This window comes from Halobacillus salinarum (assembly GCF_022919095.1).
GTDB classification, from domain to species: Bacteria; Bacillota; Bacilli; order Bacillales; family Halobacillaceae; genus Halobacillus_B; species Halobacillus_B salinarum.
Genome location: NZ_CP095073.1, coordinates 1,172,941 through 1,196,184 on the forward strand (window position 1 = coordinate 1,172,941; position 23,244 = coordinate 1,196,184).

Annotated in this window: 20 protein-coding genes; 13 read left to right on the forward strand and 7 right to left on the reverse strand. The window is 47.3% G+C overall.

Features of this window, described 5'->3' with window-relative positions:
* Nucleotides 1-18 precede the first annotated feature (18 nt).
* The 7 genes from MUN89_RS06070 to MUN89_RS06105 all read left to right on the forward strand — a co-directional run bounded on the left by MUN89_RS06070 (nt 19) and on the right by MUN89_RS06105 (nt 8,704).
* Complete coding sequence (locus MUN89_RS06070) at nt 19-2,073, forward strand: alpha-glucosidase (protein WP_244712281.1); 2,055 nt, start codon at nt 19-21, stop codon at nt 2,071-2,073.
* Between the two features lie 63 nt (nt 2,074-2,136).
* Nucleotides 2,137-3,474: a sulfoquinovose isomerase gene (sftI, locus tag MUN89_RS06075; RefSeq protein ID WP_244712282.1), complete on the forward strand. Its 1,338-nt coding sequence runs from the start codon at nt 2,137-2,139 to the stop codon at nt 3,472-3,474.
* 14 nt (nt 3,475-3,488) lie between these two features.
* A complete protein-coding gene (locus MUN89_RS06080) occupies nt 3,489-4,655 on the forward strand; it encodes a diphosphate--fructose-6-phosphate 1-phosphotransferase (RefSeq protein WP_244712283.1) in 1,167 nt (388 codons plus the stop codon).
* Nucleotides 4,645-5,376 carry a GntR family transcriptional regulator gene (locus MUN89_RS21905; protein ID WP_305852440.1) on the forward strand — a complete coding sequence of 244 codons (732 nt, stop codon included), beginning with the start codon at nt 4,645-4,647 and terminating at the stop codon, nt 5,374-5,376. The genes MUN89_RS06080 and MUN89_RS21905 overlap by 11 nt, the downstream gene beginning before the upstream one ends.
* Before the next feature lie 16 nt (nt 5,377-5,392).
* Entirely contained in the window at nt 5,393-6,283 is an 891-nt protein-coding gene (locus MUN89_RS06095) for a class II fructose-bisphosphate aldolase (RefSeq protein ID WP_244712284.1), read from the forward strand.
* A 21-nt stretch (nt 6,284-6,304) separates the two neighbouring features.
* Nucleotides 6,305-7,738, forward strand: a complete 1,434-nt coding sequence (locus MUN89_RS06100) for an aldehyde dehydrogenase family protein (RefSeq protein ID WP_244712285.1) — start codon at nt 6,305-6,307, stop codon at nt 7,736-7,738.
* A gap of 66 nt (nt 7,739-7,804) precedes the next feature.
* A complete protein-coding gene (locus MUN89_RS06105) occupies nt 7,805-8,704 on the forward strand; it encodes an AEC family transporter (RefSeq protein WP_244712286.1) in 900 nt (299 codons plus the stop codon).
* Nucleotides 8,705-8,860: 156 nt separating this feature from the next.
* Here the strand turns inward: MUN89_RS06105 and MUN89_RS06110 are convergent, their stop codons facing one another.
* From MUN89_RS06110 to MUN89_RS06140, 7 genes are all read right to left on the reverse strand, one after another.
* Nucleotides 8,861-9,670 (reverse strand): alpha/beta hydrolase, encoded by an 810-nt coding sequence (locus MUN89_RS06110; RefSeq protein ID WP_244712287.1) that lies wholly within the window; start codon nt 9,668-9,670, stop codon nt 8,861-8,863.
* Between the two features lie 265 nt (nt 9,671-9,935).
* Nucleotides 9,936-11,447 carry a SagB family peptide dehydrogenase gene (locus MUN89_RS06115; protein ID WP_244712288.1) on the reverse strand — a complete coding sequence of 504 codons (1,512 nt, stop codon included), beginning with the start codon at nt 11,445-11,447 and terminating at the stop codon, nt 9,936-9,938.
* A gap of 11 nt (nt 11,448-11,458) precedes the next feature.
* Nucleotides 11,459-13,378: a TOMM precursor leader peptide-binding protein gene (locus tag MUN89_RS06120; protein ID WP_244712289.1), complete on the reverse strand. Its 1,920-nt coding sequence runs from the start codon at nt 13,376-13,378 to the stop codon at nt 11,459-11,461.
* On the reverse strand, nt 13,375-15,228 hold the full coding sequence (locus MUN89_RS06125) for a putative thiazole-containing bacteriocin maturation protein (protein ID WP_244712290.1): 1,854 nt from the start codon (nt 15,226-15,228) through the stop codon (nt 13,375-13,377). Before MUN89_RS06125 ends, MUN89_RS06120 begins: the two co-directional genes overlap by 4 nt.
* A 19-nt stretch (nt 15,229-15,247) precedes the next feature.
* A complete protein-coding gene (locus tag MUN89_RS06130) occupies nt 15,248-15,544 on the reverse strand; it encodes a hypothetical protein (protein WP_244712291.1) in 297 nt (98 codons plus the stop codon).
* A 321-nt stretch (nt 15,545-15,865) separates the two neighbouring features.
* Nucleotides 15,866-16,381: a DUF1643 domain-containing protein gene (locus tag MUN89_RS06135; RefSeq protein ID WP_244712292.1), complete on the reverse strand. Its 516-nt coding sequence runs from the start codon at nt 16,379-16,381 to the stop codon at nt 15,866-15,868.
* Nucleotides 16,374-17,381 carry a hypothetical protein gene (locus tag MUN89_RS06140; RefSeq protein WP_244712293.1) on the reverse strand — a complete coding sequence of 336 codons (1,008 nt, stop codon included), beginning with the start codon at nt 17,379-17,381 and terminating at the stop codon, nt 16,374-16,376. The genes MUN89_RS06135 and MUN89_RS06140 overlap by 8 nt, the downstream gene beginning before the upstream one ends.
* Before the next feature lie 307 nt (nt 17,382-17,688).
* Between MUN89_RS06140 and MUN89_RS06145 the strand changes: the two genes are divergently transcribed.
* The 6 genes from MUN89_RS06145 to MUN89_RS06170 all read left to right on the forward strand — a co-directional run bounded on the left by MUN89_RS06145 (nt 17,689) and on the right by MUN89_RS06170 (nt 23,234).
* Nucleotides 17,689-19,764, forward strand: coding sequence for a BglG family transcription antiterminator (locus tag MUN89_RS06145; protein ID WP_244712294.1), 2,076 nt, complete (start codon nt 17,689-17,691; stop codon nt 19,762-19,764).
* 20 nt (nt 19,765-19,784) lie between these two features.
* Nucleotides 19,785-20,258 carry a PTS sugar transporter subunit IIA gene (locus tag MUN89_RS06150; protein ID WP_244712295.1) on the forward strand — a complete coding sequence of 158 codons (474 nt, stop codon included), beginning with the start codon at nt 19,785-19,787 and terminating at the stop codon, nt 20,256-20,258.
* A 13-nt stretch (nt 20,259-20,271) separates the two neighbouring features.
* Nucleotides 20,272-20,556 carry a PTS sugar transporter subunit IIB gene (locus MUN89_RS06155; RefSeq protein WP_244712296.1) on the forward strand — a complete coding sequence of 95 codons (285 nt, stop codon included), beginning with the start codon at nt 20,272-20,274 and terminating at the stop codon, nt 20,554-20,556.
* A gap of 12 nt (nt 20,557-20,568) precedes the next feature.
* A complete protein-coding gene (locus tag MUN89_RS06160; protein WP_244712297.1) occupies nt 20,569-20,853 on the forward strand; it encodes a PTS sugar transporter subunit IIB in 285 nt (94 codons plus the stop codon).
* A gap of 71 nt (nt 20,854-20,924) precedes the next feature.
* Nucleotides 20,925-22,184 (forward strand): galactitol-specific PTS transporter subunit IIC, encoded by a 1,260-nt coding sequence (locus MUN89_RS06165; protein ID WP_244712298.1) that lies wholly within the window; start codon nt 20,925-20,927, stop codon nt 22,182-22,184.
* An 18-nt stretch (nt 22,185-22,202) separates the two neighbouring features.
* Nucleotides 22,203-23,234 carry a zinc-binding dehydrogenase gene (locus MUN89_RS06170; RefSeq protein WP_244712299.1) on the forward strand — a complete coding sequence of 344 codons (1,032 nt, stop codon included), beginning with the start codon at nt 22,203-22,205 and terminating at the stop codon, nt 23,232-23,234.
* Nucleotides 23,235-23,244 lie beyond the last annotated feature (10 nt).

The following is a 23,244-nucleotide window of genomic DNA, read 5'->3' on the forward strand; positions in this document are numbered from 1 at the left end:
CAAGGGAGGAATGTAAACATGCAGATGACTGAGCCGCAGGGGTTGCAGCTGAAAAAAAGAAACGAAGGTTTTGAAATCTATTTAGAAGGAAGAAAAATTCTTGCTCATACTTCCAAATCTCCCTGTCTCTATGTAGGCAGCGGTATCGATAAAATGGAAATGTACCGGGGCAACTTTGACATTGAGGATTATATTGTGGAGCGGATCGGTCTGAGGGAGGCGATGGTCAAAGAAACGGACAACGGTTATGTAGTGGAGTTCAGACGCTCTTCTGAAGATCGGCCGTCGGTAAGTGTGACGTTAACCCATGAGAAAGAGCGTTTGACGATGAAGTTTTCTCAAACAGAGTCGATTTACAATCGTTTCTGGCTCAGGATTCCTGCAGAAGAAGAGGAGAGAGTGTACGGCTGCGGGCAGCAGATGTCCCATTTAAACTTGCGCGGCAAGCACTTTCCGCTGTGGACTTCAGAGCCAGGTGTCGGCAGAAATAAAGCAACGTATACGACGTGGCAGGCTGATGTCCATGATAAGGCAGGTGGAGATTATTACCATACGAACTATCCACAGCCCACTTACTTATCGACTAAGAAGTATTTCTGCCACGTTGAGACGACGGCTTATGCTGACTTTGATTTCCGCAATAGCGAATTCCATGAGCTTCATATCTGGGAAATCCCGGAAGCGATTATTTTTGAAACGAGTGATTCCTATAAAGGGCTCGTTACCCAATTGACCGCTTATCTCGGCCGGCAGCTGGAACTGCCGGAGTGGGTTTATGACGGCATGTGGCTTGGAATGCAGGGAGGTACGGAAAAGGTCCAGGAAAAGATTGACCTCGCGCTGGAAGCTGGAATCAAGCTTGGAGCCGTCTGGGTACAGGATTGGCAGGGGAAACGGGTCACTTCATTTGGACGCAGGTTGAACTGGAACTGGCAGTGGGATGAGCTGGAATACCCGAATCTTGACCAGAAGCTGAAGGAATGGAGGCAGCAGGGCATTCACTTTCTCGGTTATTTAAATCCTTACATCATTGTCGATGGCAGTCTCTATCAAGAGGCACTTAAGCAGAACTATCTTGTCCGTAAACAAGCAGATGAGGTGTACAATGTGGATTTCGGAGAATTTGACTGCGGGATTGTTGATTTCACAAATCCTGACGCATTTGCGTGGTATAAAAACGTGATTAAAACAAATGCGATCGACTTTGGATTGGATGGCTGGATGGCGGACTTCGGCGAATATTTACCGACAGATGCGGTGCTTTATAACCAGCAGCCAGCCAAACTCATGCACAATGCCTGGCCGATGCTGTGGGCAAAAGCGAATTTTGAAGCGGTCGAAGAAGCGGGAAAACAGAAGGAGATCGTTTATTTCATGCGCGCCGGCTATACAGGCAGCCAAAAATACTGCCGACTTTTGTGGGCCGGGGATCAAAGTGTTAATTGGGAGCTTGATGACGGCATTGCCTCTGTCATTCCTGCAGCGCTGTCTGCTGGACTGTCGGGAAATGGCCTCCATCACAGCGACATTGGCGGGTATACAAGTTTGCATGGCAACAAGCGGACGAAAGAGCTTTTGTTACGCTGGCTTGAGCTTGCCGCGTTTACACCTGTCATGAGAAGCCATGAAGGCAATCGGCCGCAGGACAGTTTTCAATACGACGGCGATGAAGAAACGCTTGCTGGTTTTGCCCGGATGTCACACGTGCATGCAGCGCTTGCTCCATACTTGAAAGAACTAGTCCGAGTGAATGCGGCAGAGGGCATTCCCGTCCAGCGTCCGCTATTTATGGAATATGAACAGGATGATCAGACGTATGACATCCAGTATCAGTATATGCTTGGCTCTGACATGCTTGCAGCTCCTGTTTACGAAGAGGGAGCTTCCCTATGGAAGGTGTATCTTCCTGAGGATGACTGGATCCATTTATGGAGCGGAACATCTTTTACCGGAGGAACGGTAGAAGTAGATGCCCCGATTGGTGAGCCGCCTGTCTTTTACCGGAAGGAGTCAAAATATAGTGATTTATTTAACCAGATTCGAACCGATTACCTCTTGACGGATAAAAAGTAAATGTAATAACCTTTAGTTTAAAGGTAGGTATCTTTTAAAGATGAATAGTGGGAGGGGCAGCAAATGAATGTATTGTACGTACCTATAGGGAGAAAAACGTTTGATTTGGAAGCGGGGGAAGAAGTAAGGCAGAATAGCTCCGACATGCTGCGGCAGTTAGGACTAAATGTGATTGAGCCTGAAGGCATTTTAACTTCACCCGATGAATTACAGGATTTTTTGAAAACGGTTCAGGCAGAAGAAGTGCTGATGTCGATTTACCAGAGCGTAACTTTTGCTGATGGAGAATTCGTGGAGACATTAATTCAACAGGTACAGGCGCCTGTGATTGTCTGGTCGATCCGTGAGCCAAGCATAAATGGGCGGCTTCGGCTGAATTCGTTAACGGGAGGAAACAGCACATCCCATGTCTTAACATGTGCCAAACACCCGTACTCCTTTTTATTCGGGAATCCCGAGGAAGCGCAGATTCGAAGTCGTTTAAAGAAATACTTAAAAGTTCAGCAGGTCATCAAAGACCTTCAGGAATTGAAAATCGGTGTCATCGGTGAACATCCACCTGGATTTTTCTTTTCCGGTACCGATGAAGAGCTGTTACATAAGCAGCTCGGAGTCAAGGTAAAGGAAGTTGATTTGATGAAAGCCTTTAAGGAATCAAAACAACTGCCTAAAGAAAAGTGGGTGCACGCCATTGACCGTGCCGAAAAACAGGTCATTGGCTTGAATCGGAACGATGAAACTGTCGAACGCTTTGCCCAGTTTACAACTTATGTTGAATCCCTGATTGCAGAAGAAAACTTCTCTGGACTTGCCATTCGCTGCTGGCCTGATTTTTTCAACGAACTGGGAGCGGCAGCCTGCTCTACCCTTTCGCAGTTTACGGAAGACGGAATTGTATCTGCTTGTGAGTCGGATATACATGGCTCGGTATCGATGTTCATTCTTCAGCAGCTGAGCGGTGGAAGTGCGCCTTATCTTGGGGATATGGTGCATGTGAATGAAGCAAGTAATTCGGTCGTTTTCTGGCACTGTGGAGCGGGAGCCTATTCGCTCGCACATCCAGAGCAAGGAGCTAAACCAGGCGTGCACCCGAACAGGAAGCTCGGTTTTACGATGGAATTCGGATTAAAACCAGGACAGGTTACCATTTTCCGAGTTGGCTACACACCGAACGGGTACCGGCTGCTGGTCATGCGCGGTGACGCATTAGACACGCCGCAGCGATTCAACGGCACTTCTGTTGAAGTGGAACTGGAAACAGAGATTAACGAAACGCTTTACAGTTTAATGGAGGAAGGCTTTGAGCCTCACTATGCACTAGTTTATGAAGACGTGACAGAAGAACTTATCGAACTCGGGCGAAAGCTCGGTCTTGAAACGGTCGTGTACACCAATGAATGAAAGGGGGACGCCCGATGAGAAAAGTGGCAGTCGGCCAGGCGGGTGGCCCATCAGCGGTGATCAATGCCACACTTGCAGGGTTTATCGAACAGACGAGAAAAAATCATAAGCTCGTACTTGTAGAAAACGGCTATCAAGGACTGGTGGAGGAAAGGTTTCTTCCAGGGACCTCCGATTCCCTTACCTGGGTGGTGAACCACCGGCACGTTCCGGGGGCCTGTTTGAAGTCCGGCAGATATCCGCTTGAGAAGGCGGCGATTGCAAAAGCGGTCGCCAACTTAAAAAAACACCAGATTGATACTCTTGTATTTATCGGAGGCAACGGGACAATGGAAGCCCTCTACCATATTCAGCAAGAGGCGGAAAGAAACGGCTATCCGCTCCAGGTGATCGGTCTTCCGAAAACAGTGGATAATGACATCGGAGCAACGGATCATGCCCCTGGTTTTGCGAGTGCCGCTAATTACGTAGCAAGGACGACAAAAGATATGAGCCGCGACTTATATGCGATGAATAACTTCGAACAGATCCGCGTGCTGGAAACGATGGGCAGAAATGCCGGATGGCTGGCGCTGGCCGCAGGTGCTTATCGCACCTTTAACGAAGAAGGGCCGCACTTTATTGCCGTCCCTGAAGAACAGCTGAATAAAGAAGCACTCCTTCAGACGGTAAGGAAGGCGATTAAATCGTACGGATACGCTCTCGTAGTTGTCAGTGAAGGTGTTCAGTGGCAAGAGGGCAGGCAAATGGAACTGAATCGCGTAGACGGACGGACGGTGCTGGGTGGAATTTCTAAAGAGATACGTGACTTTTTAAGTCAGGAATGCAAAGGAACCGCAAGAGCTGAGCTGCTGGGGATGAATCAGCGCTCTTCTTCTGCTTATGTATCCAAGGTGGATGCATTAGAAGCCTATCAGGCAGGCGTTGAAGGCGGCAGATGGGTCGAGGAAGGCAGAAATGGCTGTATGGTTTCGATTCGTCGAAAACAGGCAGATTATTATACAATAGAATTAAGACCTGTAAATCTATACGAGGTTATAGCTGAGGGAGAGCGACGCCTGCCGCCTTCTTTTATTAAAGAACGGGAGTCCTATTTCAAGTGGCTGCGCCCGCTTTTAGGAGGTGATGATCCTTCCTACCCTCCGCTTAAGCAAAGGAGAGTAGAATATAGTGAGTACTAAGATCGACCCGAATAAAGATTTAGCCCTTTACTTACAGCTGAAGGAATTGTTTATCGAACGCATTCACAACGGTGACTGGGCACCAGATCAATTGATCCCGACAGAGCAAGAACTAATGAAAGAATTCGATGTCAGCCGGACGACGATCCGCCAAGCTGTGTCCATTCTTGTTCAGGAAGGATTGGTCGAAAAAAAACAAGGCCGCGGCACAATTGTTAAGCCGAGAAAGCTCAGTGGCAACCTTACACAGCTGAAAGGCTTTGCCGAAGAGGTATTAGAAAGAGGTCAGACACCCCGAAGTAAACTGATTCGCGCCGAATTCAAATCCAACTTGTTTCATGAAAAGGCGATGCTTGAAGTGAAGGACGACGAGCCGATTCTGCTTGTAGAACGTATCCGTCTAGCCGATGAAACGCCGGTCGCCTTAGAGCGGACATGCTGGCCAAAAGATATCGGTGACATTCTAATCAAATATGACCTCGATGAAGCCCGCTATTATGAACTATTGGAAAACTACAAAGTGTACTTAAACCGGGCTAATGAAAAGATCTCTGCTATCAATGCAACCATTGATGAAGCGGATGCGCTTGGCATCCGGGCTGGCGAAGCGCTGCTTGAGATGACGCGCTTAAGCTTTGGAGTGAATGATCGTCCCATTGAATATACGAAAACGAAATATCGAAATGATCAGTACCATTATAATATTGACCTGAAACGATAAGAAGGAGGATTTTGTAATGCCTTTTGTAAATGGAAAAACGATGCTTGAACAAGCCCGAAAGCATGGCTATGGAGTCGGTGCCTTCAGTGCCCATAACGCTGAAACAATTGTCGCCATTCTAGAGGCGGCAGAAGAAAAGCAAGCGCCGGTTATGATTCAAATTGGACAGAAAGTCATTCAAACCCTTGGGCTTGAACCGATGAAAGCAATGGTTGACAGCTTTGCCGAACATTATTCGATCCCAGTGGCCATCCACTTGGATCACAGCAGGGAGTTTGCTCAAACGATGCGCGCCATTCAGCTCGGCTTCCAATCGGTCATGTTTGATGGTTCAGCCCTATCGTTTGAAGAAAATACAACGATTTCACAACGCGTGGCAGCAGCAGCGAAGGCGCTTGGTATCGGCAGCGAAGGCGAAATTGGCAAAATCGGCGGAACTGAGGATGACATTACAGTGGATGAAAAGGATGCTCTCATTACGACGACAGATGAAGCGCTTGATTTTGTCAACGCGACGGATGTCGATTACTTAGCGGTATCGATCGGCACCGCCCATGGTATCTATAAGGAAACACCGAAGCTCCGTTTCGAGCGTTTAGAGGAAATTGCAAAAGCAGTAAATCGTCCGATTGTTCTTCATGGCGGCTCAGACGTACCTGACGAGCAGGTGAGGCAGGCCATTACGCTTGGCATCGCCAAAATCAATGTAGATACTGAACTGCGCCAGGCCTATACGAAAGGTCTGCAGGCCTACATGAACGAGAATCCGGATGACTTTGTACTCGCCAATTCATTAGGGGAAGCGGGGCAAGTGATGAAGGAAAAAGTGAAAGAAAAGATTGACGTATTTGGAAGTACCGGGCGTGCCGCTGATTTCTACGTAAATAAAAAGGTCGTAACGTTATAATCTTTAAAGGAGGTCATCACAATGAATGTAATGACAGCAGCCCATTCATACGGATTGTTTATCGGAGGTGAATGGGTCGACAAGCAGGAAACAGCCCCAGTCGTTAATAAATATACGCAAGCGGTGATGGCAGAAACAGCAGTCACCGAGAAAGAGGACGTCAAGCAAGCCGTGGAAGCAGCAAAATCTGCCTTTCAAACTCCATTTTCCATGTATGATCGCTACCAGATCCTGCTTAACGTCGCCCGTCTGTTACGAGAACATACAGACGAATTCGCAAATGTCATCGCTGAGGAAGTCGGCAAGCCGATCAATGAGGCCAAAGGAGAAGTAGCACGCTCCGCTTTAACGTTGGAAAATTCCGCAGAAGAGGCGAAGCGGATTCACGGAGAAGGTATTCCAGTGGAAGCAGCCCCCGGTTCAGAAAACCGCACCTCCTTTACCCGCCGTTATCCAGTCGGCATCGTTGCTGCAATCACGCCATTTAACGTACCGTTAAACCTCGTCTGTCATAAAATTGGTCCGGCTATTGCCGCCGGTAACAGTGTGATCTTAAAGCCTGCCGAACAGACCCCTGTCTCAGCTCTATTACTGGCACGATTGTTTGAAAAAGCCGGTCTGCCAAAAGGCCGCCTAAATGTTCTAACAGGAGAAGGACATGTGATCGGGCCAATGCTGACAGCTCAACCTGATATCACAATGTTTACCTTTACCGGCAGCCCAAAAGTCGGGCAGTTGATTCGTGAACAAGCAGGTCTGCGTAACGTCGCTTTAGAGCTTGGAAATAATTCCGCTACCGTTGTTCATAGAGATGCCAATTTAGAGAAAGCTGCAGAACTTGTTGCACAGAAAAGCTTTAACAACGCCGGGCAGGTATGTATTTCTGTCCAGAGAGTATACGTACACAAGGACATCTACGCAGAATTTTTACAAAAAGTGAAAGCTGCTGCTGAACAAATCAAACTTGGCGACCCGAAGGAAGAAGCAACTCAAATGGGACCGATGATTGCGGAGGAAGAAGCAGTACGCGTCGAACAATGGGTTAAGGAAGCCGTTGATCAGGGAGCCGTCGTCGAAACGGGTGGAGTACGTGACGGTGTGTTCTTTCACCCGACCATTTTGACAAACGTTGATCAAGATATGAAAGTGTGCCGGCAGGAAGTGTTCGGTCCAGTTGTAGCCGTTGATGCCTATACAAAAGAAGAGGAAGTCATCAACCGCGTCAATGACTCGGAGTACGGACTGCAGGCAGGACTATTTACAAACAGCTTGTCCTTTGCAATGAAGGCCATGGACGAAATCCACGTCGGCGGATTGATGATTAATGATACTTCAGGATATCGTGTGGACCACATGCCATATGGCGGCGTGAAGAAGAGCGGAACGGGGAAAGAAGGACCGCGTTACGTCATCGAAGAAATGACCGAAGAAAAAATCATCGTGTTTAATCGATAGCATGTCAGGAAGGGGACCTAGCTGGTTCCCTTCTTTCTAACGCTTTAATGGCAGGAGAATACAATTATGGCATTTATAACGATATTAATTCCCATCTTTGCTGTGCTTGGTACTGGATATACCGTGCAGAAAATCTTCCATTTTGACACCGGGACGTTTTCCAAGCTCGCCCTGTACGTCCTCGTACCTTTTCTCGTTTTTCGTACGTTTTATGAGCAATCGATCACTTTTTCCTACGTATATATAACGATTTATATGCTCGGTCTGTGTATCATCATTATTCTTATGGTCAGCATGATCGCAAAAGTCCGCAAGTATAGCGAAAAGGAACGTTGCGGGCTTGTGCTTTCCTGTGCGTTTACGAACAACGGCAATTATGGAACCCCGCTCATTTTGTTTTTATTCGGAACGGCCGGAATGGAGACAGCCATTGTCTTGATGGTGCTCCAGCAATTGTTGATGAGTACATTAGGCGTCTACTATGCAGCCAAAGGAAGTGACGACGCCGACGGAATTAAAGCCGCTATGCGCGCTGTCCGCCGTATGCCGATGGTCTATGGAGCGATAACAGGTGTACTCTTTCATAGCCTGCACATTCCGCTGGGAGAACTGAAGGAGGCCATCGATTTGGTTGCTGATGCTGCGATTCCATTGATTATGCTTACGATGGGCATGCAGCTCGCCAATATCCACGTAAAAAAACTAGAGATACAGAAAGTCTCAACCATCCTTATCATTAAGCTTTTGGCAGCCCCGCTAATTGCGACCATGCTAGTTATTTGGATGCCCGTTGATCCATTAATCAAGCAAATCATGATCATTATGGCTGCCACCCCGACTGCTGCCAATACAACGATGTACGCGATCCAATTCCAAACGGAACCACAGACGGTTACGAGTGCCACGCTTGCAACAACGGTTCTGAGTCTTGTGACGATCCCGGTGGTCATTTATTTGGTGGTTTAAGAGCTGTGGGAAAGATTCTAGTGGCGGTATGCAGGCCATTTGATTAACTAATATTCTAAAAGAAGAGTCCAATTTTAGCTGGACTCTTCTTTTATTGTTCTAGGAAGAAATAAATTGTTCAAAGATGCCGATATATAGTAATAGATTTCAGCCAATTTAAGAAGAAATAAATTCTTGGTTTATTAACCACTTTTCACATAAATCCGTCCATCCACTGACCACGTCATGATCTTCGGCAAGTCCTAAACCATGACGACCGTTAGGGAAAATATGCATTTCAAAGGGTACGCTGTGTTTACTTAATGCTTGAGCGAATAAAAGGCTGTTTTCCACCGGAACCGAGCCGTCATCAGCGGTATGCCATAGAAAGGTTGGCGGGTTAGCTGTTGAAGCGTTCTTTTCGTTGGATAGTAAGAGCCGATCTTGATCGGTTGCATTTTCTCCTAATAAATTCACCATAGATCCCTCATGATAATGCTCCACAAAGGAAATGACAGGATAGCATAAGATGGCCATATCCGGTCTGCTGCTTTCCTGTTCGATGACATCGCTGGAGTTCGGATCTCCTCGATCAAATTGTGTAGCGGCTGTTGAAACAAGGTGGCCGCCAGCTGAAAATCCAAGGGCACCAATCTGATGTTTATCTAAATTCCATTTCTCAGCATGATACCGTACATATCTAATGGCACGTTGGAGATCAAGTAATGGAATAGGATGGTTATAAGGAAAGACTCTGTAATCGAGAACAAAGGCGGAGAGCCCGATGCTGTTTAACCATTTGGCCACAGGAGCTCCTTCATGATCAGCACGTCTGGCATATCCTCCTCCTGGACAGACGATGACGGCGCCGTGTTTGTCTCGGCGGTCCAATAGGTAGGGTGTGATAACAGGTTCTAATTCATCTGGTTTTCCTGTGTTGAAGGGGGCTTGATCTTTCCATAATAAATATGTAATTAGAATCTCCACCTAGCATTTTTTATTATTGTACCATTCTTCCAGTATCACTCTATTTTTCAGGGTGATTCTATGAAATTATAGATGAGAGGTAGGTAGAGATACAACTATAGAAGAGTTTAGCGTCTGCTAAACTCTTCATCCATCCTTCATTCAAACACCTCAAAAAGTTATACTCCCAGCAATAGTAATGCAATACTACTCTTAGTGTTTCAAACGCTTCGCACAAATTTGCATACCACGCATAATGAATCGAACAAACCGCTCCCTATCGACCTCACCCAAGCAGACCTCCTTTTAACCAGCTTTTCGGACGGTAATACCCAATCGGAATTTGAATCAGTGTCGTTTCGCCTCTCGATTCCAAACCATAAATCTGGTCGCATGTTTGGACGTCAAACCCGAGCAGCGGGTGACCGTTCATGCCAAGGGCGCTTGCTGTGAGAAGCAGGCGCTGCAGAAGCATGCCGGCTTCCATGTGCTGAATGCGGTAACCGCGGTAGCCGAGATCGTCTTTGTAGTGATCGCGGTCGCCCGCAATATGAAGGCAGAGGGGGACTTCGTGCAGGTTGACGTTATCGAGCGTCATGCCTTGCTGGAGCGGCAGCCGAAAATCACCTTCCTTCACTTTCACGAATGCATGGGAGGGGGCGTCATATTTATAAGCACCGTCTGGCAAGCCTTCCACTTGATAAAAGCAGCCGTAAATGGAAAGGCGAGGCGCAGAATCTTGGGATGCTTCTTTTAATAATGAGGAAACCGTGGCTGAATCAACTTTTTTCAAAACAAAGTCCATGTCCGGTGAATAACGGTTCCGGCAGGCTTTGGCCAAGTCGTAATCAAGCTTCTTTGTTTGTGGCAGCAGCCATTTTTTTTCAGCTTCAATTGAAGGCTTCCTATTTAACGAACGGAAATCGTCCGTTGATTGGAGCATGGCTGCCTCGTTGATCTCGACCAGATCAGAGAAATCGAGCACGTTTTTTGAACGTTCGCAGGCTACCGCTTTGATTGCGGGAATCGTTTGACTTAAGGAGGAAGCAGAGAGATCGGAAGGTAGTGTTGGTGCTCTGCCTCCACGTAAAGGGAGTACGGCATACGTGCTTTCTTCATCGCTGTTAAGCCCGAGTAAATGATTCAACGCATCGTCGAGAAAATGAAAATGGACGGTAGGTTCATAACGAAACGGTTTGCTTATTTCGTACAGCTGCCCTATCAATGCTCCGGCATCCAACCCTTGCAGCCGGTAAGCGAAATTGTGGTATTTAAAAAAGTTTTTCCAAAAACGCGCTGTAAGGATGATTGTTGCGAAGCTGCTTGAATGCTCGACACGGGTTCCGAGCGCTTTTTCTATATAGTCATTAAACGTACCTTCACGGAGGAGGAGCAGGCGGTGATGGGCGTTGTCATAATGGTAAATGCCGTTTGGCAGCTCATCGGTTTGCAAATACAGGTACAGTTCGTTTGGATACAACCCGCCTCCGGAGGGAGCGAACCGGCGGAAGGACGTGTACGTTTCTCCAGGCTTGCCGTCTGATGAGGTCACCGTCTCACTGTATTGAGTTAGTCCATAGACATACCAGAGAAAATAGCTGAGCTGCTTTCGTTCCGGCATGTGGCCGAAGTTTTGTTCAGACAAAGTTAATGGAATGTCGTCAGCTAAAGGGATCTCGGGTAAATCGCGATAGATTTTATAAGACAGTGGCGCATCTTCCCAGTCGACTTCCCAGTCCGGTGGGATGACCCGCTCGCTGTGAAAATGCAAATCGTGTAAAAACAAATCAAGATCCATGACGTTCCTCCTTAAGGAAACGGGTGCGGATAGGGATTCAGCTCTTCCGGTGTCAAATCTTTTTCAAAGTAGCCCAGTGTTTTCGGGACGGTGAGCACGCGTGATAAGCCTGTAAAACGGCGCAGGTGATGACCGAATGTCATCGGCAGCATTCCCGGAATAAGCACCTTCACACAGTGGAGGCCGTTGCGGCTGATTTCACTTGACGTCTGGTCGACGACAATGACGTCGAGGTTTAACTGGTCGAATTCCTGAAGAAGGTTTTTCAAGTCCTCCGTCAAATCAGCGTGGCTTTGTTTCTTTTCGAACGCTTCTGCAAAAGATTGCTGAATGGGTTGGTCTAATAAAAAGTCGAGCCGTTCTTCTGCTTCTGGAAGAGCATAAAGCATGCCGTGGTCCTCCATTTTTTCAACGAGCCAATCGTTCTGCAGCATGCTTGCATATTCGGCTTTATTTTTTTCAAACTGTTTATTCAACGGCTTAATCATGCCGATGCTTTCAAAAATTGCACTCTTAACAGCGCTAACCGGATCGAAGGAGGCGCCGGCGGCACACATGAGATTCATGCCTTCGGCGTTCGGATCCGTTTTCTTAACAATCGTAAATAGGCACGGAACGCTGTGGTCCATGGAGGCGTTGTATAAATAGAGCTCGTAGCCTTCTTCCTTCATGCGGTCGAGCATTAAGGTGAGCTCTTTGTCTTCGCTCGAATAAGGATCGATCCGCGGCAGGGCAAGCTTAGCATACCAGGTCATGAGAAAGGAATCGCGTTCGAGTACTTCCATGATCCCATGAAAAATCGCTTCCTCAAGGCTCCCGCCAAGTGCGCAGCCGTTGGATGTTTCAAATACAAACCCATCGCCGCATCCCATGCTGTAGTATGCGAGCCGTTCGGGAACGAGGATTGTTTTTTTGGCGATTAGTGAATATCCCCACACCCAGTGCATTTTTTGGTCAGGACTAAAAGGTGTAAAAGGAAAATCCTCCTTCGCATACTGATTTTCTGAATGAACGCCGACTTTTAACGGATGAAGGGCTGACTTTAAGTTGTTGTAACAGTCATAAACGACTGTTGCTTTCCCTTTCGGTGCGATGCCGCATGATCGTTCCAGTCCTTCTAAAATGGCGGTCATTTCACTGACAGCATAAGTTGTGGTCCGGCCGGCTGTCCCTTCGTCGCCGTTCATTAACGGCAGGTTGACGATGACATCGGCAAACGGGGTCTCAAAGTCGATCAATTTGCTGTTCATTAATCCTGTGCGGGAATCAAGGTAATCGTGCTCAAGATTCTTGCTTAGTTCACGAAGTGATTTGGAGCGGTAGCTGTTGGGACTGATTTTCATGCTGGGTTGAAGTTCAATTTTTTCTGGGGCATCGTCAGGGACAGTACAGCAGACAGGGCACTCGGGATATGGCAGAATAACGTGACGGGTCGTTTCCAGCGTCTTTACATTGATCAACGTCATCGTTTCATCAGCGTTTTCGCTAAGAATACGTTCGACTTCAGCGGTGATGAGCTGAGCCATATGGGTAAGGCCTGCTTCAGAGATCCACTCATCATGAACCATCTGCCCGCTGTGCTGAAGCTCGTGATAAATGTGCCAAAGGTCGTTCCGATCCTTCGCTGCGGTCAACTTTCTGGCGTCGGCACATTGGGAGCAGCCCGGAGTATTAGGATCCACCCATGGACCGATGACGCCTTCGCCAAAACTTACAAACCCCCGGAGCCAGGGAACGCCGTAAGCACGGGCCGCTTCTTCTGCTTTTAAATGAGCGGCTGGATTCCAGTGATCCTCGAGCACAAGAAGGAGGGTGTCTTTTTCCAAAGGTTGATCGAAGGGGCCCAGTCTTCTCAGCTGATAGTTTGGGGACAGCTGCTGAATGACGTGTTCAGCTAACTGTCCTTTTCCTGCAACGGATATGGAAGTCATGCCTCTGCCTCCTCTCGAACGAGCACGCCGTAAATGGCGATGATCCCATCGCTGGAAAAAGGTTCGACCGTCACTTTGACAAGGTCGATAGGAACCGAACACTCTTCCAGACGGCTGAGGACCGAATGGATAAGATTGTGATCTTCAAAACAAGCAGGAATGTCAATGGCCATTTTATTATGGAACTGAACGGATTTCATTTCTTTAGCTGTACCGTTTTGGATGATCATTAAGGATTCAACGAGCGCTTTTCTAAGGGCAAGGGTCCAGTTGAATCCGGCACTGTGTGCACAAACGTCTTGCGTTTTCACCCACATCACCGGAAATCCATAGGCATTTTCACTTAGGCCAAGTTCAGGAGGCTGCCCTGTCATCGTCGTAAGTGCTCTCAGATAATAGCGGCACTCTCTGTCCTCCACGTTTTTCAGTTCGAGCTTAGTGACGGGCTCTTGTGCAGAATGTTCTTCAAGTAACTGATCAATGGCCCGGCTGATGCCTTCCTGATAAGTCTCCCCGGCTCCAAGGTGGAGACGGGCAGGTGAGCCAGCTTCTAGGGAAGACAACATTTCCTTTTTTAACGGATCCATGTATTGTTCAATACCAGCTAAGCCGGCCGCACGTCTTGCTTGTTCATGAGTCATCCCGGCCTTAATGATCCGTGGATGCAGCGTCCCATTTGCTGAGATATCCTTCGTCTGTACTTCGCATTGGGATAAAGGCAGCTGGCTAAGCGCACTTTCTTCCCAGTGATGGAAAACGCCTGACTCCTGTGAGGTGAGTCCGCTGAAATAATAAAACCAGTTTTCGCTGCTTTTATCCGGCTTTTCTTCCCATTCGTTGTCGATCAGTTCTGCAGTGATTTTTCCAGAGCTGAGAGGGTGAGCTTTATATGGATGCCATTTGCCCTCGAGCGTTTCCGGATTAAGCAAATACAGATGGTTCGTTTGGTGGTTTTCTTTGATACCGGTGCTTTGTTTAAACCATTCAAATACGATTACATTCGTAAGTAAAGCCGATGCCGTCGGGGAATTGGAAAGAGATTTCCCGTCTTCCGCCTCGTGCAGACTTCGCATGGCTGACTCCCAGCAATTAGTTGACTCTGGACTAATGATAGGACCGGCAATGCCCTGATGATCTGTAAACACAGCCGGAACAAACCATTTCTTTTTCGCACGGCAGGTTTGAAGAAGCTGACGCAGCTCTTCTACATTGCCTTCCTGTGTAACGTAAAAAACGGCATCAAAACCATCCAGCTGATCGAAGTTCACCTCTTCTTTTTGTAAGTATTCCACGGAAACGTTATCGTCTTTTGTGCGTGCGGCAAGCTCAATATCCTTGAGACGTTTGAGATTGGTGACTTCGGTGTGGGTCACATATACGTGAAAACGGGGAAGGCCCGATTGCAGCAAAGCTGAAACGAGATTGGTCACCATCGACCCTTTGCCAACAGCAAGCACTTTCTGCTTCCGGTATTCCTGGAAGCGGTAAGCCGCGGAATCCCCGAAGCTTTCCAAATACTCGATTTGAGACGCATACGTGTGGAGAAGCTCTTCGGATAATTCGTGTGGCTGATCCTGAGTGAGATCTCTAAGAAACCCATTCGTGTAGAGTGCGTTCGTCATCTCGTAGACCCGAGTGCGGTAAGGCGGGGACAGTCCGTCGGTTAAGGCTTCTACGGAATGCTCTCCACTGAGCATAGGGAGAAGTTTTTCCACCCACTGGTGTACCGTTCTGCCTTCCATCCGAAATGCCCCGGCGTTATTCCTGAAATAGACACTACCATTTGAATCAGGCATATAAAACGTACCTTTTTTTACCTTCAAGCGCATAGAAGGATGTACATTCGTCATTTCATTCCTCCTTATCTGCTCATGCTCCCACTACGATTGTATGTAACTGCCACGAAGGTTTTGTCAAAAAAAGAAGAACCCCTGAAGAGAAGTCTCCAGGAGCCCATGAATAAAGGGGGTACATCATGTGTTGTTGAAAAATTAACTTCTTATCTTGGACCGCCGCAGCGTCCAGGGCCACCACAGCGACCCGCGCAGCCACCGCAGCCGCCACAGCGTCCGGCACAGCCGCCGCAACGACCTGCGCAGCCACCGCAGCCAGCACATCCGGCACAGCGTGCACAGCCCGCGCAGCCGGCACAACCAACACAGCCATAGCATACAAAACAGACAAACGCTAACCGAGAATCATTTCCATAAAAAGGCTGACTTGGGACTAAATTCTGCGCTTGAAATTCTCCGACTTCCAAGTTCTGAAGATCGTTTTGAAATTCACTCATTTTCTTGTTACCTCCATCGTCATTTGGTTTTTCAATGGTCAGGAATATAACACTTTTCGTATGGACCAATGTAAAAAAACACTTTCTAAATCAAAATATGTAGGAGGTTTGGGCATTGTTACTAAAAAATGTGGAGAAATTTAGGATATGGAGGTGAAAGACCAGGAACATCCGTGAAAGGACGCTCCTGGTCTTGGTTAAAAAGGAACCGGACGTAATTTTTTTGGCAGAAAAAGCGGATGACAGGGATGCCTGCCATTGCTGCTTTTTTTAATACAGTAATGTGGATAGCTCGACAGCAAGTGCTGTACTCGGTCAGAACGCCCGTTGAGCGAACCGTATTTTGTGCCCCACGCGTAAATAATGAGAGGGGATTTTCGTGATGCTTCTATAATATATGCATCATTTTCCGGTCCGGTGGGGTCTTGATGAGACGAGAGTGCTTCTGGTTCGGTTGAAACTAAGGCAAAGAGGTTCACAATCTTCATCGATCCGTAACCCCATGACTTTGCAAAATTTAAGCAGCGTTTGAGTGTAGGGTCACAGTAGTTTTCGTCCGCAACACTCGGATTCAACATAACAAAAGTGACAGGATCAGCTTCTTTTTCCCACATACAGCTGAGAAGATAGCGATACGTTTTCGTTGGATCAAAAACAGCTTCCACTCGTTCATGCTCTTGCCACAGATATTTGGGTGCCGGTCGTTTATTCATTTAAACTTGGCACGCTCTCCCGGTTTAACGAGTCCAAATACAGTCTGGCTATCTGGTCCTGCTCGATGATATTCCATTTAATATCCCGGTTGTACCGAGCTTTTAACTCTTCTAAGCGTTCTTCAATTTTCATATGAAATTCATCGGTAAGCTCGCCGAGAATAAATAGATAGGCGATCGGGGATTGGGTGTTTTCAATCGAGCGTTCTAAGTCATCAATAGGGAGAGTGGTTGTTACTTTGCCGTTGAAGTTTTTACATTGAACCGGAATTTCTTCATATAAAGGCTCTTCTGTAAGCGGGTCCAGGATCCGCATCGTTAAATCCCAGCCCAAGTGGGAATCGCCTTGCTTTTTCACTTCGAGACCAGGGATTGACCCAATGAGGTCAGCAACGAATTGCTCGAAGTATTTGCTCGGCCACTGCCTCGCGATCGTCTCGTACGTGCTTGTAATAATAGAATCTTCCAATTCTTTTCGTTCGAATTGTGAGGAGCGCTTCTGCTGGTTCGCCTTCATAAAGGAAGGTTCTTTAGCCTGGTCTACGATCGAATCCAGTTCTTGCTTAGCTTCTTCTGGATAGATTTCGTAGTAATTGCCGCGTTTAGAGAGGTGGTGGCGCAAGGATTGAGATACAGCTTCAGCTTCTACTTCCACAAATTCCGGGGTCAGGAGCTGACAAGGAACAACGTGGTTGAAGTCTTCTTCTGTGTCGGTGGAGGTATAAGGTCCTGTTACTTCCGCGATCAAAAACTGCCGCAGCGGCCGCTTTAACTGAATGACGAGGCGGTCGCCTTCCTGAAGGCGGTTAATGAGAAACTGTGAATATTTCCAGGTCACTTTTTCTTCTGGAATCCGCTTATCTTTCGGGGTATCCTGAATCTTCCTTAAGTCTCTTCCTGGTGAGCTCCAGCCGTAACGGGCACGGCCTTGGAATAATTCGTCTACCATCCAGTCTTCCTTACCCTTCCTGGTAGCTACAAACTTGAAATAACGAGTCATGCTATTCCTCCTTTGATTAGAATTAATCCCAAAATTATCCACTTACTAATAGGTTTCGAGATTTTTGGTGTAAAATCCTGCTTGTTTATAGAGTTTAGAAGGGAAAAAACTGTCAGATATGAGAGAGTGGAGGTTTTCGTAAATTAAACAAACCCCTCAAGCCAGGCCAAATGCCTGGCTTTTCATATTGTGTTAAATTTATGTAAATCATAATGATGTACAATAACTGTTCGTACATTTGGGATGAAAGCGCAACCAATGCATTTATGATGGGTGCTACAATCATTTGTGAAGGGGGGCAGCAACGGTGTCTCTTGATGAAAGAAGTAAAAATATTCTGGATGAGCTCGTGAGCAATCCGAGTATTACGAGTACTACATTGGAAAATAAATACGAAATTACGCGCAGGCAGCTAGGGTACAGCTTCACTAAGATTAATGACTGGCTGATGGCAAAAAATCTTCCCGTGATTGAGCGGACGCGGAAAGGTCATTTTTTGATTGACCAGTCGGTGTTTACGAATCTGAATGGAGAAGATGAAAGCACGCCTGTGGAGGTGACTGTACTCAGTGAAGAGCAGAGAGTGTATCTGCTGCTCATGCTGCTGTTGAGCAGTAAAGAGGAATTGTCGCTGCACCATTTTACCGTGGAACTCGATGTGAGTAAGAACACGGTACTGAATGATTTAAAGCAGGCGCAGGCGTTTTTGAATGATTATGAATTGACGATTCGCTATTCACGCCGCGATGGTTATTTATTAGAAGGAAAAGAGTTTCAAATCCGCAAGCTGTTGATTACGGTGACGTACCAGCTGCTGCACATGAATTTAAGTGAAAATCGGATTAGGAAGCTTGCGAACATTTCTCTCGAAGAAATTGAGGAGTTTCACCGCCGGATTGAGCGGGTGGAGAACAAGCTCAATTTGAAGTTTACCGATGAGAAGCTCGCGACCATGCCGTACATCATCATTTTGATTCTAAGAAGGATTGGTCAAGGCAAGGAGCTGCAATTCTTTTCGATCAAATATGAAGAGCTTTCAAATACGAAGGAATACTTGGCAACCGAAGAGCTTTTTCGCGACACTGGTGAGATTCCGATGCAGGAGCGGCTGTTTTTCACACTTCACCTGCTCACGACTAATGTCTACTGGTCCGAGTACTTAACCGATGATGACGCCACCCAGAAGCTCGTGCCGGTCATTGACAACATGCTGAGACTGTTTGAAAAAAGTGCCTGCATTTACTTACAGGACCGTGACCAGCTCGTGAATAAGCTGCTGCAGCATATTAAGCCGGCCTTTTACCGGATTAAGTACCAGCTTACAGAAACGATTGATATTCAGGATTCCTTAAATAAGGAAATTAAAGAACTCCATCATCTCGTGAAACGGTCGATCGGGCCGCTTGAGGACTTCATCGGTAAAAGGATTCCGGAAAGCGAAACGACGTTTATTACGATGTTGATTGGCGGTTGGATGCGAAGGCAGGGCGACAGCATCGATAAGAAAACAAAAGCCATCGTTGTCTGCCCTCAAGGTGTATCGGTATCGCGGCTGATGTTCAGCGAACTGCGGGAACTGTTCCCGGGCTTCGTGTTCCTCGATTCGCTTTCCGTACGGGAGTTTCTCGATTACGAGCTGGAATACGACCTCGTCTTTTCGCCGACGTATTTGGAAACGGACAAAAAGCTGTTCATCTCCAAGCCGTTTTTAAGCGAAGAGGAGAAATACCGGCTTAGGAAGCAGGTCATGCTGGAGCTTCACGGTTACATTCCGAACGACATCAACGTGCAGCATTTACTCGATATCGTGAAAACGCATGCGGATGTGAAAAACGAGCAGGCGTTAACCGAAGAGCTGCAGCGTTACATCGACCGTGATGAGGAAGCATCGGTCACTCATAATGTGAAAGCGAGAGACATTCATTTAAACGAGCTCATACCCCCGGATCATATTAAGCTTAGGGATTCAGCCGCCTCCTGGGCGGATGCCATTCGGCTGTGTGCCAGACCTTTGATCGAAGCCGGGAAGATCGAGCAGGAATATGTGGAAGCGATGATCCATCGTTCCGAAGAGGATCCGTACATCGTGATCGGGCCGAACATGGCCATTCCGCATGCCGCTCCTGATGAAGGAGTGAATGAAGTCAGCATGAGCCTGTTACGGTTGAAAAAGGGTGTTGATTTTACAGAGGATTACCGCATCCATTTGATCGTGGTCATCGCTGCGGTGGATAAGCAGCAGCACATTCACGCTCTGATGCAGTTAATGAAGCTTGCCGGCTCAGAAGCCGACCGCAACCGGATCATCCATGCGGATACGGTAGACGAAATCTACCAGATCATACAAGACTACTCCACTGATAAAGACGTGGACAATAACTAGGAGATCGTGAGGTTTAGCACATGAGTGATATCTATCTGGACGAATCTATTATTTTATTGAATTTAGAGGGCTCAACAAAAGAAGAAGTTCTCACCGCGATGGGCCAGAACCTGGCAGACAAAAACCTGGTGAAAGACAGCTTTGTTCAGGCCATCATCGACAGGGAAAAAGAATTTGCCACGGGTCTACCGACTGCAGGGCTATCTGTTGCCATCCCCCATACGGATGTAGAACACGTAAACCAAAAAAACATCAGCGTGGCCGTTCTGAAAAAGGAAGTGGAATTTGGGGTGATGGGAGATGACGAAGAAACAACGCCTGTCAAGCTCGTGTTTATGCTGGCGATGGATGAGCCGCACTCCCAGCTGACGCTGCTGCAAAAGCTGATGCAGGTATTTCAAAATGAAGATACGCTTCAGTACCTGGCCAGGCAGACCGACGAAGCAAACATTAAACAGCTGCTTGAGGATCAATTGAATTTCTCAGAAATCTAAGGAGGTTTTACTAATGAAAAAGAAACAAGTATTGGTAGCATGTGGAGCAGGAATTGCAACGTCTACGGTTGTGAACAATGCGATTGAAGAGATGGCGAAGGAACACAAGCTCGATGTTGACTTAAAACAGATCAAGATTGCCGAAGTAAACAGCTACGTAGACACAGCAGACCTGCTTGTGACAACGGCGATGACGAAGAAAGAATACCCGTTCCCTGTTGTGAATGCCCGTTCATTCTTAACCGGTATCGGCACGGAAGATACGAAGCAGGAAATCTTGGAAGAGCTTAAAAAATAAGGGGGAATTTTTATGAAAAAGAAACAAGTATTAGTGGCATGCGGAGCAGGAATTGCAACGTCAACGGTCGTTAATGGAGCGATTGAAGATATGGCAAAGGACAACAATTTAAAGCTTGATTTAGTACAAATCAAAATTGCCGAAGTCGGCAGCTACGTGGACACAGCTGATTTGCTTGTGACAACGGCGATGACGAAAAAAGAATACCCGTTTCCAGTGATCAACGCTCGTTCGTTCCTAACAGGAATCGGTACAGAGGATACAAAGAAAGAAATTCTCGCAGAGCTTCAGAAGTAATCTAGCAATCTCGGTTTCTCTTTACTAGAGAAACCGGGGCTGGTTAGCAAATATGAGGGAGGAAGATTTTCATGCAAGGTTTTGTTGATGCCATTCAAGGCTTTTTAGACTTAGGGGCAACTGTCATTCTGCCCGTAGCCATTTTCTTATTAGGTTTATTATTTGGTCAAAAACCAGGCAAAGCGTTCCGCTCCGGTTTAACGATCGGTGTTGCGTTTGTCGGTATTTTCTTAGTCGTAGATTTGCTCGTAAATAACTTAGGACCAGCGGCGCAAGGCATGGTGGACCGGTTAGGCGTTGAACTGAACGTCATTGATGTTGGCTGGCCAGCTTCTTCCTCGATCGCATGGGCCTCGGTTGTTGCCGCATTTATTATTCCACTCGGACTGGTTGTAAACGTTATCATGCTTGTGACGAAAACAACGAAAACGATGAACGTGGATATTTGGAATTTCTGGCACTACACGTTTATCGCAGCGATGATTTATGCCATCTCCGGCAGCATCGTTGAAGGACTGATCGGCGCTGTCATTTTCCAAATTATCTGCTTGAAAGTAGCCGACTGGACAGCACCTATGGTCAGCGAGTTTTACGAATTGCCAGGCGTTTCCATTGCTACAGGTAGTACGATTTCGTATGCACCAGGGATCTTTCTCGTCCGCTGGCTGCAAAAAATCCCTGGCGTGAAAAACTGGCATGCCGATCCAGATGCGATCCAAAGGCGCTTCGGCGTATTCGGTGAATCGATTTTCATTGGCTTGTTTCTCGGTGCCGCCATTGGTATTTTAGCCGGTTACGGTGTTGGTGATGTCATTGATATCGGGATGTCAATGGCAGCCGTTATGGTATTGATGCCGCGGATGGTCAAAATCCTGATGGAAGGGTTAATGCCGGTATCTGAATCTGCGCGTGAGTGGTTGTCCAAGCGCTTCGGTGATCGCGAAATCCATATCGGACTTGATGCCGCTGTATTGCTCGGCCATCCATCCGTCATTTCTACGGCATTGATCCTTGTACCGATCACGGTTGTGCTAGCGGTTATTCTGCCTGGGAATTCCCTGCTGCCATTTGGTGACTTAGCTACGATTCCATTTGTCGTCGCCTTTATCGTCGGCGCAGCACGAGGGAACATCGTCCATTCCGTAATAGTCGGAACAATTATGATTGCCATTTCCTTATATGCAGCTACTGATGTTGCCCCTATTTTCACGGATATGGCGAAAAATGCTGCTTTCGATATGCCGGAAGGATCCGCGCAAATCTCCAGTATTGACCAAGGCGGAAACATTATTAACTGGATCATCTATCGCGTCTTCAGTTTGTTTAATTGAATGTAGGAGGAGTTATCCATGAAAGCACTCGTTAAAACAGAACTCGGCTTTGGAAACTTGGAAATTCAAGAAAAACAAGTCCCTGCTCCTGGCAGGGGCGAGGTGAAAATAGAAGTGAAATACGCCGGCATCTGCGGCTCAGACATTCACACGTATGAAGGCCATTACAAAGTGGCAGCCCCAGTGACACTCGGGCATGAATTTTCCGGCGAAATCGTTGAAGTAGGGGAAGGTGTTACTGAATTTCAACCCGGCGATCGGGTCACATCTGAAACGACGTTCTACATTTGCGGGAAATGCGAATACTGTCAAAACGGCGACTACAACCTTTGTAATTATAGAAAAGGACTCGGTACCCAGCAGGACGGAGGCTTTGCTAAATATTTAATCGCAAGAAAAGACAGCGTCCATCATCTTCCGGACAACGTGGATTTTCAGTCAGCCGCGATGACCGAGCCGCTTGCCTGCACACATCATGCCGTAGCCAAAACGGAAATCAATGAAGGTGATGTTGTCGTCGTGATTGGCCCGGGACCGATCGGCTTGTTCACAGCACAGGTCGCGAAAAGCCGCGGAGCAACCGTTGTGATCACTGGACTTACGAACGACCAAGTCCGCCTTGATAAAGCCGCGGAACTCGGTATCGATCATGCCGTTGACGTGCAGAAACAGGATTTGAAGGAGCTCGTCAACAGCCTGACAGACGGTTACGGAGCAGATGTTGTGTTTGAATGCTCCGGGGCTGCTCCGGCTGCCAAGCAGGGGCTCGATCTACTACGGAAAAAAGGCCAGTACGGCCAGGTCGGCATTTTTGCCAATCCGGAAGTGAACTTCGATCTTGAAAAAATCATTCAGAAGGAAATCCGTGTCGTCGGCAGCCGCAGCCAGAAGCCGGCGGACTGGGAGCCTTCACTTGAATTAATGAATAACGGCAGTGTGAACGCCAAAGCCATGGTTACTCATCAATTTGATATTACCCAGTGGGAAGAAGCCTACAACGCGATTAAAAGCGGGGAAGCGATTAAGGTGCTGCTCACGCCTGTTGAATAATATTTCATGA